The organism is Streptomyces sp. NPDC018947, assembly GCF_044390505.1.
Taxonomy (GTDB): Bacteria; Actinomycetota; Actinomycetes; order Streptomycetales; family Streptomycetaceae; genus Streptomyces.
Map to the genome: position 1 here is coordinate 1 of NZ_JBIRZD010000028.1, position 14,122 is coordinate 14,122.

16 protein-coding genes and 2 pseudogenes are annotated in these 14,122 nt (G+C 68.0%); 11 read left to right on the forward strand and 7 right to left on the reverse strand.

Features of this window, described 5'->3' with window-relative positions; genetic code table 11:
- The first annotated feature begins 385 nt into the window (after positions 1-385).
- Positions 386-1,063: a hypothetical protein gene (locus ACH499_RS33915; RefSeq protein WP_399020843.1), complete on the forward strand. Its 678-nt coding sequence runs from the start codon at positions 386-388 to the stop codon at positions 1,061-1,063.
- 72 nt (positions 1,064-1,135) lie between these two features.
- The gene (locus tag ACH499_RS33920; RefSeq protein WP_399020845.1) at positions 1,136-2,113 is read left to right on the forward strand and encodes a hypothetical protein; all 978 of its coding nucleotides are present in this window, start codon (positions 1,136-1,138) and stop codon (positions 2,111-2,113) included.
- A gap of 398 nt (positions 2,114-2,511) precedes the next feature.
- Here the strand turns inward: ACH499_RS33920 and ACH499_RS33925 are convergent, their stop codons facing one another.
- The 5 genes and pseudogenes from ACH499_RS33925 to ACH499_RS33945 form a co-directional block, all read right to left on the reverse strand.
- Positions 2,512-2,973, reverse strand: coding sequence for a DUF6010 family protein (locus ACH499_RS33925; protein WP_356205528.1), 462 nt, complete (start codon positions 2,971-2,973; stop codon positions 2,512-2,514).
- Entirely contained in the window at positions 2,970-3,266 is a 297-nt protein-coding gene (locus tag ACH499_RS33930) for a DUF3817 domain-containing protein (RefSeq protein WP_356205527.1), read from the reverse strand. Before ACH499_RS33930 ends, ACH499_RS33925 begins: the two co-directional genes overlap by 4 nt.
- A 2-nt stretch (positions 3,267-3,268) precedes the next feature.
- The gene (locus ACH499_RS33935) at positions 3,269-3,742 is read right to left on the reverse strand and encodes a DUF2269 family protein (protein ID WP_356205526.1); all 474 of its coding nucleotides are present in this window, start codon (positions 3,740-3,742) and stop codon (positions 3,269-3,271) included.
- Positions 3,739-3,981 (reverse strand): hypothetical protein, encoded by a 243-nt coding sequence (locus ACH499_RS33940; protein ID WP_399020918.1) that lies wholly within the window; start codon positions 3,979-3,981, stop codon positions 3,739-3,741. The genes ACH499_RS33935 and ACH499_RS33940 overlap by 4 nt, the downstream gene beginning before the upstream one ends.
- Positions 3,982-4,038: 57 nt before the next feature.
- Positions 4,039-4,705, reverse strand: a pseudogene (locus tag ACH499_RS33945) (DJ-1/PfpI family protein); the annotation flags it as partial.
- Between the two features lie 197 nt (positions 4,706-4,902).
- On the opposite strand from ACH499_RS33945, the gene ACH499_RS33950 reads away from it, so the two are divergent.
- Positions 4,903-5,841 (forward strand): GlxA family transcriptional regulator, encoded by a 939-nt coding sequence (locus ACH499_RS33950; RefSeq protein ID WP_399020848.1) that lies wholly within the window; start codon positions 4,903-4,905, stop codon positions 5,839-5,841.
- 425 nt (positions 5,842-6,266) lie between these two features.
- On the opposite strand, the gene ACH499_RS33955 is transcribed toward ACH499_RS33950, so the two are convergent.
- A complete protein-coding gene (locus tag ACH499_RS33955) occupies positions 6,267-6,581 on the reverse strand; it encodes a hypothetical protein (RefSeq protein ID WP_399020850.1) in 315 nt (104 codons plus the stop codon).
- 239 nt (positions 6,582-6,820) lie between these two features.
- Between ACH499_RS33955 and ACH499_RS33960 the strand changes: the two genes are divergently transcribed.
- The 4 genes and pseudogenes from ACH499_RS33960 to ACH499_RS33975 all read left to right on the forward strand — a co-directional run.
- Positions 6,821-7,105, forward strand: a complete 285-nt coding sequence (locus ACH499_RS33960) for a hypothetical protein (protein WP_399020852.1) — start codon at positions 6,821-6,823, stop codon at positions 7,103-7,105.
- A gap of 9 nt (positions 7,106-7,114) precedes the next feature.
- Positions 7,115-8,101, forward strand: coding sequence for a phosphotransferase family protein (locus ACH499_RS33965; protein ID WP_399020854.1), 987 nt, complete (start codon positions 7,115-7,117; stop codon positions 8,099-8,101).
- Positions 8,102-8,325: 224 nt separating this feature from the next.
- On the forward strand, positions 8,326-8,922 hold the full coding sequence (locus ACH499_RS33970) for a hypothetical protein (protein ID WP_399020856.1): 597 nt from the start codon (positions 8,326-8,328) through the stop codon (positions 8,920-8,922).
- 78 nt (positions 8,923-9,000) lie between these two features.
- Positions 9,001-9,501: pseudogene (locus tag ACH499_RS33975) on the forward strand (ISAzo13 family transposase); the annotation flags it as partial.
- Positions 9,502-9,515: 14 nt separating this feature from the next.
- Here the strand turns inward: ACH499_RS33975 and ACH499_RS33980 are convergent.
- Entirely contained in the window at positions 9,516-10,313 is a 798-nt protein-coding gene (locus tag ACH499_RS33980; RefSeq protein WP_399020858.1) for an IclR family transcriptional regulator, read from the reverse strand.
- Positions 10,314-10,498: 185 nt separating this feature from the next.
- On the opposite strand from ACH499_RS33980, the gene ACH499_RS33985 reads away from it, so the two are divergent.
- The 4 genes from ACH499_RS33985 to ACH499_RS34000 all read left to right on the forward strand — a co-directional run bounded on the left by ACH499_RS33985 (position 10,499) and on the right by ACH499_RS34000 (position 14,057).
- Positions 10,499-10,960 carry a hypothetical protein gene (locus ACH499_RS33985; protein ID WP_399020862.1) on the forward strand — a complete coding sequence of 154 codons (462 nt, stop codon included), beginning with the start codon at positions 10,499-10,501 and terminating at the stop codon, positions 10,958-10,960.
- 186 nt (positions 10,961-11,146) lie between these two features.
- Positions 11,147-12,592, forward strand: a complete 1,446-nt coding sequence (locus ACH499_RS33990; protein ID WP_399020864.1) for an amino acid permease — start codon at positions 11,147-11,149, stop codon at positions 12,590-12,592.
- Positions 12,589-13,269: an HAD hydrolase-like protein gene (locus tag ACH499_RS33995; RefSeq protein WP_399020866.1), complete on the forward strand. Its 681-nt coding sequence runs from the start codon at positions 12,589-12,591 to the stop codon at positions 13,267-13,269. The genes ACH499_RS33990 and ACH499_RS33995 overlap by 4 nt, the downstream gene beginning before the upstream one ends.
- Complete coding sequence (locus ACH499_RS34000; RefSeq protein ID WP_356205516.1) at positions 13,266-14,057, forward strand: cyclase family protein; 792 nt, start codon at positions 13,266-13,268, stop codon at positions 14,055-14,057. Before ACH499_RS33995 ends, ACH499_RS34000 begins: the two co-directional genes overlap by 4 nt.
- Positions 14,058-14,122: the final 65 nt, after the last annotated feature.

Sequence of the window (14,122 nt, forward strand, 5' to 3'; positions counted from 1 at the left end):
CGCTACGAGAAGACCGCCACCATCTACCTGGCCGGACTCCACATCGCGGGCATCTTCCTCTGGTCCGCCCGGTGATCCAAACGAAACTGCCTAGGGCCTCGGCAGCGCGTGCCACAGGGCACTGAGCCAGTCGGGCCGGTTGGTGAGGAACTTGTCCACCAGCCGGGCCGTGGTTCGGTGAGACTGCTTCTCTTACTCTAGACGGAGGGGTGAAAAGTACCAGGAGGTTGTCGTAATGACTGCTGATGACACCGGATCAAACGGGGTGAACCCTCCAGACGGGAACATTCCTCCGATCCCGCTGCACCCACCCGCCACTCCGCCCCCGCCTGACTCTGGGGATGCTCCGGGCACTTCTGGCCGTGGTTGGTTACCTGATCACAAGGTGCAGGTTGCGGTCGCGGCCATTGGATTTCTTGGTGTTGTAGTTGCGGCGTTCTTGCAGTATCTCGGCGGTGCCAAGGGTGATGATAATTCCGCCAGATCTTCCGGCCCTCCAGAAATTTCCCAAACCAATGATGCGTCTGGGTCCACGCCGGCACGCGCCGGTACCTCTCCGTCTGCTGGGGTTGCGGATCAGTCGACGCCGTCAAGTGGCCCGCCACCCTATGCAGTAGTTTATGAAGCCAAGTCCCTGGCGATCTCCTGGGCGGATTGGCGCAGGGGTGCTATTGACCTCGATGTTCCTTCGGTGAGAAGTTTCAGTACTGAAGAGTGGTCAAGTATTTCGGATACGAGTACGTGGGACCTGAGATACTGGGGTACTTCCGTGACGGACAGTGCCTACCTTGAGGTTTCGAATAGCGTGTCTGCGGCGGAGGTTGACGATTCTCCGGAATCTGCTGAGCAATGCGCTTCTGAGGCCCAAGTCGGTGGTTACACTGATGCGAGCCTTGAAGAGTGGCCGCTCAAGGTCGGTAATGGTCTTTGTCTCATTACCGACCAGGGCAACGTTGTCCGCCTAAAGATCACGAAATTTGTGGGCGGTGACAGCCGCAGGGGTGATGCACCTCCTGACCGAGTTGAGTTCGAGGCAACCATGTGGCAGGGCGAGCAACCGTGATCGCGATGCTGACTTACCGTAGACGCCGTCTTCGTCGGGGCAGACAACGGTGAGGACAGGGAGGTGACAGCCATGATTTCTGGAGAGACAGAAGGTTTACGCGACGGGGAACAGTGTCCGCCCTCAGGAGAAGTAACAAGTGCCGCGGTGCCGCCGCAGTCACGTTCACGCGACCAGGCTGTCGACGGTGAAGACCAGCGTTCTACGCCGTCGTCGGACGAGGGTGATCCGGCGGCATCCCCGGATGAGGGGCAGCAGCGTGAGGGAGGCTTCTGGTCGAGGCAACACAGGAGGCTTGAAATCATCGGCACCGCCCTTACGGTGGTCGCCGGGATCGCAGGGCTGGTCTTCCTGTTCTGGCCCGATGTACAGCCCAAGCCCGACCCCGAGCCGCCGCCGCGGGTCGAGCTGGTCGACTCTGACGTCGACCGGGAGCAGAACATCGCCGCGGACGTGGTCTTCGACGGACAAGTCACCGAACAAGTCGAGGTGCCCACGTCCGTCGTCAGCGTGACGCTGAGGAACAGCGCAGACGATCCTGTACTCGTCACCCACGCCGAAGTGCGCCTCACTTCCGCTACTGAGGTTCTCTGCACCTACGGTGCCGGGCTGACCGAAATCAAGGCCCAGTACAACATCAAGATCCCGCGCAAGGCGGGTGCTGGTTCCGTCATCCCTCGGAAGATGAAGTACACCCTCCCGCCCCACAGCCAGGAACGTGTGGCGTTCACTGTGGGGCCCGAACGCTACGGGGAGGGGTCGATGCCCTGGATCTACACCTTCACCATCTCGCTGCACATGGACGACGGCTCCACTGTCACGGTGCCGGAAGTCACCTACCTCGCTCCCACCGACATGGCCACGGCGTTCCTTGCGATGGCAGAACAGGCCATGCGTTCTGAGCAGTCGGAAGGGGCAGGTCTGATGGAACCCGCTTGTGTGTCAGAGCAGGCTCGTTCCGTGGCGCAGCTCGTCAAGTCCGCTTCGCGGCCGTCTCCCGAACTGCGCGACTTCAGTGCGGAACTCACCCGCCTGTCAGCGCTTCGTTAGGCGCTGTCATGTTGTCGGGGAGCCGGTGTCTGTTGGCGTACCGGGGGTGTGGTGGGCTTGCGGTCCGGTCCTGTGTTCAGGAGCTCCGACGGCGGGGTTTCTCGCGTCGGGGTCGGCGGAAAGCCTGGGCCTCCGACCGCGCTTGCCGTCAGAGGAGGATCACCCGCGGTCAGCGGTTCTCATCACGCACATCGGGCCGAGCCCCGCAAACTGTCGTGAAGGGACAGGAGTTGTACGAGTCCGATCTGGCGGACTCAGGATCCGGCCCTCATCCTCGAAGAACTGAGCAACACCGTCAAGCCCAAGCGGGTTCGCCCCGGACTTGTTCCGCGCCCTCTTCCTGTCGTCTTCGGGGAGCGTCCAGACCTCGATCAGTCTTCCGGCTCCCCGTCTGTCCGTCAGGTGCCGATGCGGTCTGGCCGAAAAGGAGTTGAGGCGTGATCGTGCGCGTGGTCTGTTGTCCGGCCGGGCGCGAACCGACGGCGGACGACCGCGATCATGGAAGGTCCTCCGCGGAAGCACCACAGGGCGATGACCGGATCGCAGATGGCGCATGCCAGGGACGAGTCGTCGTGGAACGGCAGGATCGGATTGCCCTTGAGGTGGTGGGCCATGTCCCAGGCGGTATGGAGCAGCCAGCCGAGGCCGATGAAGGTCCAGGACTCCAGGCCACGGTAGGCAACGTAGGCCATGAGCGCAACGAACGGGAGTTCCCACGGGCCGAATCCACCCCCGCTCAGATAGGCGGCGCCGGCTCCGCCCACCATGATCGCGTTGAAGCGGCGTCGGTGCGGTTCTTTGATCAGGGACATCAGCAGGCAGTAGATGATGCCGACGATCACCGGTGACACAAGATTCATGAGGGGACGACTTCTTCCGCTTGGGCGCGGGCCGAATCGCCGCGGTCGAGCTGTCGCAGCGCGAGCAGCCCACCCGCACCCGGAACGAGGGCCAGGACCTTGACGGCGGCCGGGACCTGCTTGAGGCGGCATGTCGCGATCACGACCCACAGGTAGGCGCAGCCGTGAGTGGGCCCCAGCAGGGACGACATGGGTTTCAGATGGACGGTGAACACGTTGGCCAGCATCACGATCAGGGAGATCAGCTCGGCGTGTGCCGCGATGGGCAGATGGCGCGGAGACCGGAGGCGCATGGTCACACTCCCGTGGTGGAGCCCGGGCGGATGATCATCAGAACGGTGACGGTGGCCCACAGCAAGTTGAAGACACCGGTGAGCATGGCCAGTCGGCCGGGTCGCAGGGGGGCCGGCGCCGACGGCGCGGGGGGACCCGCCGCCTCGGCCAGGGCACGGTCCTGGGCGGGCAAGATGAGCAGGGCCAGAACGCCGGCGGCGGCCGCGGTCAGCAGGATCGAGGTGATCAGCCAGGCGTCGCCGAGGACGCCGAGGCTGCTGGCCGTGGCGAAGCCGAAGAGGGGGACGGCGATGCCGATGCCGGCGTAAATGCGGCAGATGCGGTGCAGTGTCCGCAGGGTCGTCCGGGCGTCGCCGTTCTCGGCATCGCCGAGGGCGCCGCGCAGCGTTGCGGGGAACATGCTCGCAGCGACGGTGACGGGGCCGACGGCGATGATGGCGGCCAGGACGTGCAAGGACAGGAGGATCTTGGTCATGCCCGGCGCTCCGGGGCGGTTCGGCGCTCGCCGGTGACCTTCGAGGCTGGAAGGCGGCCGACCCTGGAGGTGCCCACGAGGGTGTCGCCGTCGAGGGCGATGTCGCTGAGCGGTACTTCCTCGTCGGCCCCTCGGGCGACGCCGGTCAGAACGGCGTCCTGCCCCCGGAGTTCGACCACGGCCTTCATCCTGCCGATGGGGGTGGAGATGAACAGGTTCCAGATGCCTTCGACGGGCATACTCATGGTCTTCCTGACTGCTACGCGGATTGGTGGTGTGCATTGGGGGCAGAGAGTGGCGGGGGCCATGCCCTGGGCGCGCCAGACGGTGCCGCGCCGCTCGTGGGCGAACAGTTCCTCGACGGCGTGGGCCGATGCGCGGGCCCAGTTCGCGCTCCAGCAGGTACAGGCCCAGATCCAGCCCGGAGATAACACCGGCGCCGGTGATCAGGTCGCCGTCGTCAACGACACGGGTGCGGACCGCGTGGGCGCCGGTGGCGTCCAGCACGTCCAGACCCAGGTGGTGTGTGGTGGCGTGACGCCCCTCCAACAGGCCCGCCATGGCCAGGACCAGTAAGCCGCCGCAGACGGTGGCGACCGTGATGTCCGGGTCGTCCCTCGCCTGCTTGAGGAGCGCCGGGAGTTCGGTGGTCAGCGTGCGGCCAGCAGCACCGGGACGAACTCGTCCTGTTCCCACTCGCCCGCGCCCGCCTCTTCTTCTGGGACCTCGCCGGGTCCGCCCACGCGGCCGGAGACACCGGGCACCCGCGTCCAGATCGAGGGCGCCGGCGGCGCGCAGCGTCAGTCCTCCGGTGCCGCTGATCACCTCACGCGGGCCTTCCGCGGTGACCAGCTCGACGGTCACCGCGCCGTCCGACGCCGAGCCGCCTGCGTGCAGCACCTCATAAGGGGCGTTGACATCGAGCGGGTCGAAACCATCGAACAAGACAACCTGGATGTGCATGGAGCCTTCCTTCGGGATCGAATCCTCTCCGACGCACCGAAAGTCAACCCTCTGCCAGTCCAGCCACCAACTGGCATAAGTGACAGTTTTCAACGGGTAATTGCCAGGAGCGTTCGGAGCCTTCAGAAGTGCGATGACATGGGGATGTCCGGATATCGGTCCGGGTCCGTCAGGCGGTGAGGAGGTAGGTTCTGGTCATGCACACCGTCGCCGTTCTCGCTCTGGACCAGGTGATCCCGTTCGACCTGTCCACCCCGATCGAGGTCTTCTCGCGGACCCGCCTGCCCGACGGGCGGCCCGGCTACCAGGTCCGGGTGTGCGCCGAGCGCGACGAGGTTGACGCCGGAGCCTTCACCCTGCGTGCCCCCTGGAGCCTGGAGGGCCTCGAGGGCGCGGACACGATCATCGTGCCGGGCGTCACCGATCCCACGGCCCCGCTTTCCCCCGCCGTACGTGGCGCGCTGCGGTCGGCCGCCGCCGACGGCACCCGGATCGCCTCCGTCTGCGCGGGCACCTTCCCCCTGGCGGCCACCGGGCTCCTCGACGGGCTGCGCGTCACGACCCACTGGCGCGCGACAGGGCTTCTGGCCGCCCTCCACCCAGACACCGACGTCGACCCTGACGTCCTCTACGTCGACAACGGCCAGTTCCTCACCTCGGCCGGCGCCGCCGCCGGCATGGACCTGTGCCTGCACATGATCCGAAGGGACTACGGATCGGCGGTCGCCGCCGACGCCGCCCGACTGTCGGTGATGCCGCTCGAACGCGAGGGTGGTCAGGCGCAGTTCATCGTCCACGACCACGCCCCCGCACCGCAGGGCTCCGAACTGGAGCCGCTGCTCGCCTGGCTGCGGGAGAACCTGGCCCGCGACCTGACTCTGGCCGACATCGCCGCGCAGTCCGGGACCAGCACCCGGACCCTGATCCGGCGTTTCCGCGACCAGACGGGCACCACACCGCTCCAGTGGCTCCACCGGGCCCGCATCCGCCAGGCACAGCACCTGCTGGAAACCACCGACCACTCCGTCGAGCGCATCGGCGGCCAGGTCGGCTTCGGCTCGGCCACCGCGTTCCGCGACCGCTTCAAACGCACCACCGGCGTCAGCCCGCAGACCTATCGACGCACCTTCAGCTGAACGCCGTCGAACCGGCGATTACAGGGTTTTGCGCTCCCGCTGCCAAGGTCGTTGAAGCCCCTTGGCCGCCCCCTCTCGCACTGCGGCCGTTGAGGCTGCACCGCCGCCTGAACCGGGGGAGAGGCGGGAGTTGCGCCGCTTGCCGGCCGGGCGGCGACTATCAGCTCAGCCAAAGCGCCCGGCACTCGCACCGCGGCCGCTGACCGGCCGGCCTACAGGGTCTCCTCTTCCCGACGTCGAGAGGCGAGTACCACCCGACGAAGACTATGAGCAACACCTTCTTCCCTAACCGGGTTGACCTGCCCCCGACCGACATGCTGATCCACCAGTCGTCCTTCCGCGAGGGCCGCCGCAAGGCCCCCGACCCCCAGCACCCGCCCGTCCCGGCCGACCCGGCGCGTCGCCGACGACCTCACCTTCAACGACTACAACTTCGACGAACTCACCGACCTTGGCTGGGAGTTCTGGGTCGCCCGCATCACGCCGGAGTCCTGGATGTGGGCCGAGTTCAACGACATCATGAACTTCGGCAGCTCGGCGCCGACGCCGACTACGCCCAGTCCGTCGACGACCTCCGCAACGCCTTCCGTTACGGCCGCGGCGGCCAGAGCGCGGGCACGGTCACCGTCGACGACAACTTCGACCCCGGCCGCTACCTCTACCGCGGCTCCGGCACGGCCCTCTCCCGCGGTGGTGTCAAGCGCCAGCGCACCTATGACGGCCTCGGTCGCCTCGTCCACGAGACAGGCAGCGGGGCAGAAGCCGCCACCACCGACCGCACCCTCGCCTACGACCTCGCCGGCCGGCTGGCCTCTGTCGGCGTCACCGCGCCTCTCAACCCGAATACCTACACCTACAACAACCGCGGACAGCTCCTCACGCCTACGCCTACGACCCGGACGACCAGCTCACCTGGAAGGGAACCAGCGGCACCGCAGGAGCGGGAGAACACGCATACGGCTACGACCAGGCAGGACGCGTGTCCTACTGGACTCACGGCGGCAAGACCACCACCTACCCGTGGGACGCCGCTGGAAACCGCACCACAGCAGGAACAGCCACCGCCACCAACGACGCACGCAACCGTCTACTCGACGACGGCGCATCCACCTACACCTACGACTCACTCGACCGGGTTGCTAAGCAGGGGACCACCACCTTCCGTTTCGACGGCGGCTCGAACAACCTCCTCGGTGATGGCACCACCGACTACAGCATTCACTGGATGCCGACTCGGCCCAACGGCACGTCTGGCCGGGGATAGGGTCGGCGGATGCGCCACACGGATAGTGAAGCCTTGCCAGCAATCGTGCATGAGGCACTCGGGGCTGAGACCCGCGTTGTCGGAGCGGACCGGTTGCGCGGCGGGAGCAAGAAGGGGGTCTACCGGGTTCACACGAGCGGATCACGTGCAGCCAGTGTGATTGTCTACAGTTGGGCCGAGGCCGAGAACTTCTGGCCGGCTGCGGAAGCCATCGACCCGGCCCACCCGTTCACTCCCGCCTCCGGGCTGGCCCCATTCCTAGCGGCCCAGCGGAAACTCGACAGACTGGGAGTCCGGGCTCCAGAGGTGCTTCTCGCAGACGACAGCCGACGCCGCTACCCGGCGGACGTGGCAGTTGTCGAGGACGTTGCCGGCGGCACTCTGGAAGCGCTCCTGAAGACGGATCCCGAACGCGCATCCAATGCCTTGGACGAGCTGGCCGCCATGCTCGACGTGATGCACCAGCAGCACAGTCAGCACTACGGCAGGGCGGACGTGCTCGAACGGGGGGACAAAGCGAATGGCGACTCTTGCGAGCAACTGGTGTTCGAACGTGCCATCGACGATCTCGCTGAGGCGGCTGAACGCGACGCCAGCATCGGATCAGCCGCGGCTTCTCTGCACGATCGCTTGCAGGAGCTGGCCACACGAGTGGCCCCGCGCACGCAGCACGGACTGATCCACGGCGAACTCGGGCCCGACCACGTTCTGGTCGATGCCTCCGGCCACCCCGTACTCATCGACATCGAGAGCCTGATGTTCTTCGATGTCGAGTGGGAGCACGTGTTCCTGCAGCTTCGCTTCGGTGACCGGTACCCGGTCTTGTTCCGCCCCGGACTCGATCCGGCACGGCTCGACCTCTACATGCTCGCGATGCGTCTCTCACTGGTGGCCGGCCCCCTTCGCCTGCTCGACGGCGATTTCCCGCACCGCACGGCGATGCAGGAAATCGCCGAGCACAACGCGAAGGAAGCGCTGTCGCTGTTGGACTCGTAGCACCGCGTCCGCCGCATACGCATCGCTCCTGCCACTACCTGCCTCGGCGGCCAGTCGTCCTGCGTTCCCTCATTCACTCGGCAGTGCCGTCATTCCTCTTCGACAGTCGCGAGCCGGCTGATCGACAACTGACTCCAGAACCAATCGACAATCGCTGCTCCCGGAGATGAACGAAGCCAGAGAGCGGGACGACGCAGCCTGACAAGGTGGTCGACAATGACCGCATGAACGTCACTGAGCTGTTCGAATCGGCTTCCCTCCTCGTCCCGGAAGAGGTGGCTACCGAGAACGACATCTCGGTGCAAGACGTCTGGGACTACCTCGCCAACGACGAATGGCAGATGGCTCTGAGCCTGCTGGAGGAGCTCGGAGACGGGCAACCGCTGCCCTTGACGTTCTGGGAGCAGCTTGCCGAGGTGGCTGAGCAACTCGGCCTTGAGCGGAGCGCGGCTTGGTGTCACTGGCGGTGTTCCGAAATCCGAAACGGAATGATCCGGGCAGATCTGACGCTTCGTCCACTCACGGAGGCCCGACGCAAGGCACCAATCTCCGGTCACGGTGTTCTGCGACCCATGTGGGACATCGGGAAACTCTCACCCACCGGGGCCGCTTCGGTGAGTATCGCCGGGCTCTGGGTTGAGGACATGCCTGTTCTGGAGCCCGGCGGCCGGGCCACCGTCCGCCTCGTTCCCCTCACTCCCACTCACTGGACACACATCAGAACCGGCCAGCGGATCAACATGCACGAGGACCGGAGCGTGGCCGGCACCGCAGTCGTGCTAGAGGTTCACCTCTCCACCCCTGCCATGCCCACGGGATGACTCCGGCCGTTGCGCCCTCACGCTGCTGGTGCGGTCGTTGTCCGGGGCGCCGCGACTCGCGCGCCGTCATCCGTGGGCCTCCCCAGCCACCACTGCGGCGGAGGGCGAGAAAATGAGTGCTGGCACCCGGCAAGACCCGGGTGGGGCCCTCGGCTGTGCACCGGCGGAGGCCCGTCCCCGCAGCCCTGCACAAGGGGTCTGTGCGACCCGGACCTGACCGGCATGCCCGGACCCGCGCTGGACGAGCTCATCAACCAACTGGCTGTGGCTTTGGGCGAGTTACGTGAGCAAGGACGGCTCCAGCAGCGAGGAGGCGAACGCATCCGTGCTCGCGGTGCAGGGGCCAAGGGCAAGCTGATCACCGCGGACAGAGTCCTGGCCACCGTGCTCTACCTGCGCGAACTCGGCACCAGAGATCTGCCCGGAAGCACCCTGACCAGGGCGGTCCACCAAGTTCAGCCCCTCCTGGCCGCGCGCGGCTGCACGATCCCGCCCTCGACAGCCAGGTTCCGCCCGCCCGCTGACGTCACGGCGTTCCTCGCGAACCTCAGCCCTGCGGAGATCACATCAGCATGTTGATTCTCTGCGAGTCCTCAGAAAGCGCCAAGATCTCCGACAGAGCCGAGCTCGGGCCCGCGCAGAGCCGTCTCCAAGAAGCGGCCCCCGCGCAGGGCGGCGTCGACGCAGTCCTGTGTCCTTGGTTCCAGACGCCGTCGCGGTCCGACGACCTGTACGGCGGCGACGACCTCGCCGGTGAAGTCGCGGACCGGCACGGCGACCGAGTACAGGCCGGGCTCGGCCTCCTCGTCCACGACGGAGTGTCCGCGCTGCCGGGTCAGCTCCAGCCGCCGCAGGAAGTCGTCGAGGTCGGTGGGGGTGTTGGGGCCGTGGCGGACGAACTCGGTGCGGGCGAAGACCGCGGCCACCTCGTCGTCGTCGGCGTCGCTCAGCAGCGCCTGGCCGCAGTCGCTGCAATAGGCCGGGTAGGGGCGGCCGATCCAGGAGCCGAGCTGGCGGCTGCCCGGCGGAACCCGTTCGGCGATGGTCACGGTGGTGTCGCCGACCAGGATGCCGAGGTAGCAGCTCTCGCCGGTCTCGGCGGCCATCCCCTCCAGCGCGGTGAGCCCGTCGGTGCGCAGCCGGTGCGCGGTGAGGTCGCGCGCCGCGGCGTAGAGACGCCAGTGCGGGGTGACACCGCCCGAGACGTCGTCGCGGCCGACGAACTCCTCCGCGGTCATGGCGGTGAGCGTGCGGGACAGCTGGCTGCGGTCGCGGTCCAGTTGCCGGGCCAGCTCCGAGACGGACACTGCCGAGCCGAGCCGCCGGCCGGCGGCCGTACTGCGGGCGAGCGCCGACAGGGCGTCCAGGCCCCTCGTCACGCTTGAGTCCACGCGCCCCTCCGGCATGCCGACACCTGCGTCCACCGGGGCCCGCCGCCCCCGTGACCTGTCGCTGCTCACTCTAGCGCCGCCCTTCAAGAGATCTTGAAATGTGCAGCATCTGCATCTTGCCGTGCATTTAATGCACGCCTAGCATCCTCGTACCAGCCGCCACCGAACTCCCAGGATGGAAACGCATGGCCACTACGACGATCACGCCGGACGCCACCGCACAGGACCGAAGGCCCGTACGGCGCCGCACGGTCCGGGCGATCAAGGTGCACTGGCCGGTCCCGGCGGAGACCCTGGCCGCGTGCGCGGCGGGCGACCTGGACGCTTTGCGCGCCGAAGAGTCCTTCGCCCCGTTGCTGCGGGTCCTGGAGACTTCACCCGAACTCGGTGACTTCGGGGTCTACGGCGATGTCTTCGAGGTGGCCCTCGGCGTGGAGAGCTTCACCGTGCGGACCGGCGCCAGGCCCACCCTCGGCTCGGTCGGCGGACGCTTCCTCTCCTCGACGCTCGCGGTGACCACGTACGTCGACGCCGCGACCGGCGACGGCGAACTGGCCCTTCTCCTCGGCCGCCTCACCGACGTCCACCCTTGGGAGGTCCCGGTGATCGAGCTCTCCGCCCCCATGGACCTCGTCACCCGGGCCTGAGCCCGCCCACCCCCAGCCTCCTCCTCCCGAGCCCGCCGCCCGCATCGGGCGACCGCTCCCCTCCGTGCGCGACCACCCCCGCGCGCACGCTCCCCGCCGAAAGTGGCCCGACCCCGCAGCCATGTCCTGCCGATCACCCTCACGCCCCGTCCTCCCCACCCGTCCCGCTCCGCAGAGGAGACCGCCGTGTCTGTCTCAGCCGTACCGGAAAACCCGCCGGCCGCCACCGACTCCGCTCCCCGTCCACCCTCCGACGGCCTGCGCAGAACCATGCGCTCCCGCCATCTCGTCATGATCGCGATGGGCGGTGTCATCGGCTCGGGGCTCTTCCTCAGCTCGGGGTTCACCGTCTCCCAGGCCGGTCCCCTCGGCGCCGTACTCGCCTACCTGGTCGGCGCGTTCGTCGTCTGGCTGGTGATGGCCTGCCTCGGTGAACTCGCCGTCACCTACCCCGTCTCCGGCGCCTTCCACGTCTACGCCTCCCGCTCGATGGGCCCCGCCACCGGCTTCGCCACCGCCTGGCTGTACTGGCTGACCTGGGCCGTCGCGCTCGGCTCCGAGTTCACCGCGTGCGGACTGCTGATGCAGCGCTGGTTTCCCGGGATCAGCGTCTGGGTGTGGTGCGTGGTCTTCGCGGCCGTCGTCTTCGGCGTGAATGCCTTCTCGGCCCGCGTCTTCGGCGAGACCGAGTACTGGTTCTCGCTGGTCAAGGTGATCGCCGTGGTCACGCTCATCGTCCTCGGCGGCGCCGCCCTGTTCGGCTTCCACCCGCTGGCCTCCGGCGGCTCGCACCCCTTCCTCCTACAGAACTTCGACACCCCCGACGGCCTCTTCCCGAACGGCTTCTCCGGCGTCCTGGTCACCGTGCTCGCCGCGTTCTACGCCTTCTCCGGCTCCGAACTGATCGGCGTCGCCGCCGGCGAGACCGAGAACCCGGCCGAGGCCGTCCCGAAGGCGCTGCGCGTCACCGTCGTACGCCTGCTGGTCTTCTTCGTCGGCGCCATCACGGTGATCGCCGCGACCATCCCGTACCAGAAGGTCGGCCTGGACGAGAGCCCGTTCGTCACCGTCTTCTCGTCCCTCGGCATCCCCTACGCCGCCGACGCCATGAACTTCGTGATCATCACCGCGCTGCTGTCGGCCGGCAACAGCGGTCTGTACTCCTGCGCCCGGATGCTGTTCTCCCTCGCGGCGGAGAAGCAGGCCCCGCAGGCGCTGCGCCGGCTCACCCGCCGCGGCATCCCGCTCACGGCGCTCGCGTTCAGCATGCTCGGCGGCCTCGCCTCCCTGGTGAGCAGCGTCGTGGCCCCCGAGACCGTCTACCTGGTGCTGGTGTCGATCGCCGGGTTCGCCGCCGTCGGCGTCTGGATGTCCATCGTCGCCGCGCAGTTCTTCCACCGCCGGGCCTTCCTCCGCGCGGGCGGCGACCTCGGCAGCCTTCCCTACCGCACGCCCTTCTACCCGGTCGTCCCCGTCCTCGCCTTCATCCTGTGCCTCGCCTCCCTCGTCGGTATCGCCCTGGACCCGGCGCAGGCGACGGCCCTGTACTTCGGCGTCCCGTTCGTCGCGGCCTGTTACCTCTTCCACTGGCTGCGGTACGACCGCCGCCGCACTGCCGGGGCGGTCGCGTGAAGCCGCCCACCTGCGTCCTGCTCGACCTCGACGGCACCCTCGTGGACTCCGCCGCAGGCGTGACCGCCAGCGCCGCCGAGGCCCTGCGGGCGGTCGGGGCCCCGGTTCCCGACGCGCCCACGCTGCGCACCTTCGTCGGCCCGCCGATGTACGACACCTTCCGCGACGTCGTGGGCCTGCCGGAGCCCGCCGCGCGGGCCGCTCTCGCCGCCTACCGCGCGGAGTACGCCCGCACCGGCGCCTTTGCCGCCGCCGTGTACGAGGGGATACCCGAACTCCTCGACACCCTGGCCGCGCGCGGGCTCCCGCTCGGCATCGCCACCTCCAAGGTGCAGGACCAGGCCGAGCTGATGGTCCGCCGCTTCGGCCTCGGCTCCCGGCTGAGCACCGTCTGCGGGGTGTCCGACGAGGCCGGCCGTACGACGAAACGGCTGGTGATCCGGGAGTGCGTCGCCCGGCTGCGAGCGGCCGGCGCGGACGTCAGTCGCCCGCTCATGGTGGGTGACCGGGCCTACGACATCGAGAGCGCAGCCGCCGAAGGTATCCCCGCCGTCCATGTGCGGTGGGGGTACGGCGGCCCCGAGGAGTCGGCGGGCGCCCTCGGATCCGTCACTGAACCGGCCGAACTCGCCGAACTGTTGAAGAACACCGTCGAAACTGAGGACCAGCACGCATGACATCGCACGCACACCCGGTCACCACCCCGTCCACCGCTCCCGAACCGCCCTTGTGGGCCCTGCACCGGGAACTGATCGGCAAGACGGTCCGCACCGATCTCACGCACGCCTTCCACCCGGGCCAGCCGCACTTCCCGGCCTTCCCCGACGAGAAGCGCGAGATGCCCTTCGACATGTCCCGCGGCGACGGCTTCAACGTGCACCTGTACACGATCGTCGGGCAGTGGGGCACCCATGTCGACCCGCCCGTGCACTTCGTCGACGGTGCCCGGCCCCTGGACGAGATACCCGTCGACGAGATGATCCTGCCGCTCGTCGTCCTCGACATCACCGAGCGCGTCGACGCCGACCCGGACGCCGTACCGACGCTGGCCGACGTGGCGGCCTGGGAGGCGCGCAACGGCCGTATCCCGCAAGGGGCGTTCGTCGCGCTGCGCACCGGCTGGGGCCGCCGCTGGCCCGACCCGGCCGCCATGGCCAACAAGGACGCGGCGGGGGTGAGCCACTACCCGGGCTGGTCCGCCGAGGTACTGACCCACCTCTTCGAGGAGGCCGGCGTCACCGCGATCGGGCACGAGCAGACCGACACCGACCCCGGACTGGCCACCTCCGCCGGGGACTTCAGCCTGGAGAGCTACGTCCTGGAACGGGACCGCTGGCAGATCGAGCTGATGGCCGACCTCGACCGGGTGCCGGAGGCGGGCGCGCTGATCGTCGCCACCTGGCCCAAGCCGCAGGGCGGTTCGGGATTCCCGGCCCGCGTCTTCGCCCTGCACCACGCCGACTGACCTACACCGCACCACCAGCTCCGGCGGCCGTCCCGACCCGGCCGCCGGAGCTTTCGCCGGTCCGG

Bases quoted from the DNA above. Each gene is read 5' to 3' on its own strand.
- ACH499_RS33920 (WP_399020845.1), top strand. From the start codon at position 1,136: ATGATTTCTGGAGAGACAGAAGGTTTACGCGACGGGGAACAGTGTCCG.
- ACH499_RS33970 (WP_399020856.1), top strand. From the start codon at position 8,326: ATGAACGTCACTGAGCTGTTCGAATCGGCTTCCCTCCTCGTCCCGGAA.
- ACH499_RS33925 (WP_356205528.1), bottom strand. From the start codon at position 2,973: ATGAATCTTGTGTCACCGGTGATCGTCGGCATCATCTACTGCCTGCTG.
- ACH499_RS33985 (WP_399020862.1), top strand. From the start codon at position 10,499: ATGGCCACTACGACGATCACGCCGGACGCCACCGCACAGGACCGAAGG.
- ACH499_RS33930 (WP_356205527.1), bottom strand. From the start codon at position 3,266: ATGCGCCTCCGGTCTCCGCGCCATCTGCCCATCGCGGCACACGCCGAG.
- ACH499_RS33950 (WP_399020848.1), top strand. From the start codon at position 4,903: ATGCACACCGTCGCCGTTCTCGCTCTGGACCAGGTGATCCCGTTCGAC.
- ACH499_RS33965 (WP_399020854.1), top strand. From the start codon at position 7,115: ATGCGCCACACGGATAGTGAAGCCTTGCCAGCAATCGTGCATGAGGCA.
- ACH499_RS33940 (WP_399020918.1), bottom strand. From the start codon at position 3,981: ATGCCCGTCGAAGGCATCTGGAACCTGTTCATCTCCACCCCCATCGGC.
- ACH499_RS33935 (WP_356205526.1), bottom strand. From the start codon at position 3,742: ATGACCAAGATCCTCCTGTCCTTGCACGTCCTGGCCGCCATCATCGCC.
- ACH499_RS34000 (WP_356205516.1), top strand. From the start codon at position 13,266: ATGACATCGCACGCACACCCGGTCACCACCCCGTCCACCGCTCCCGAA.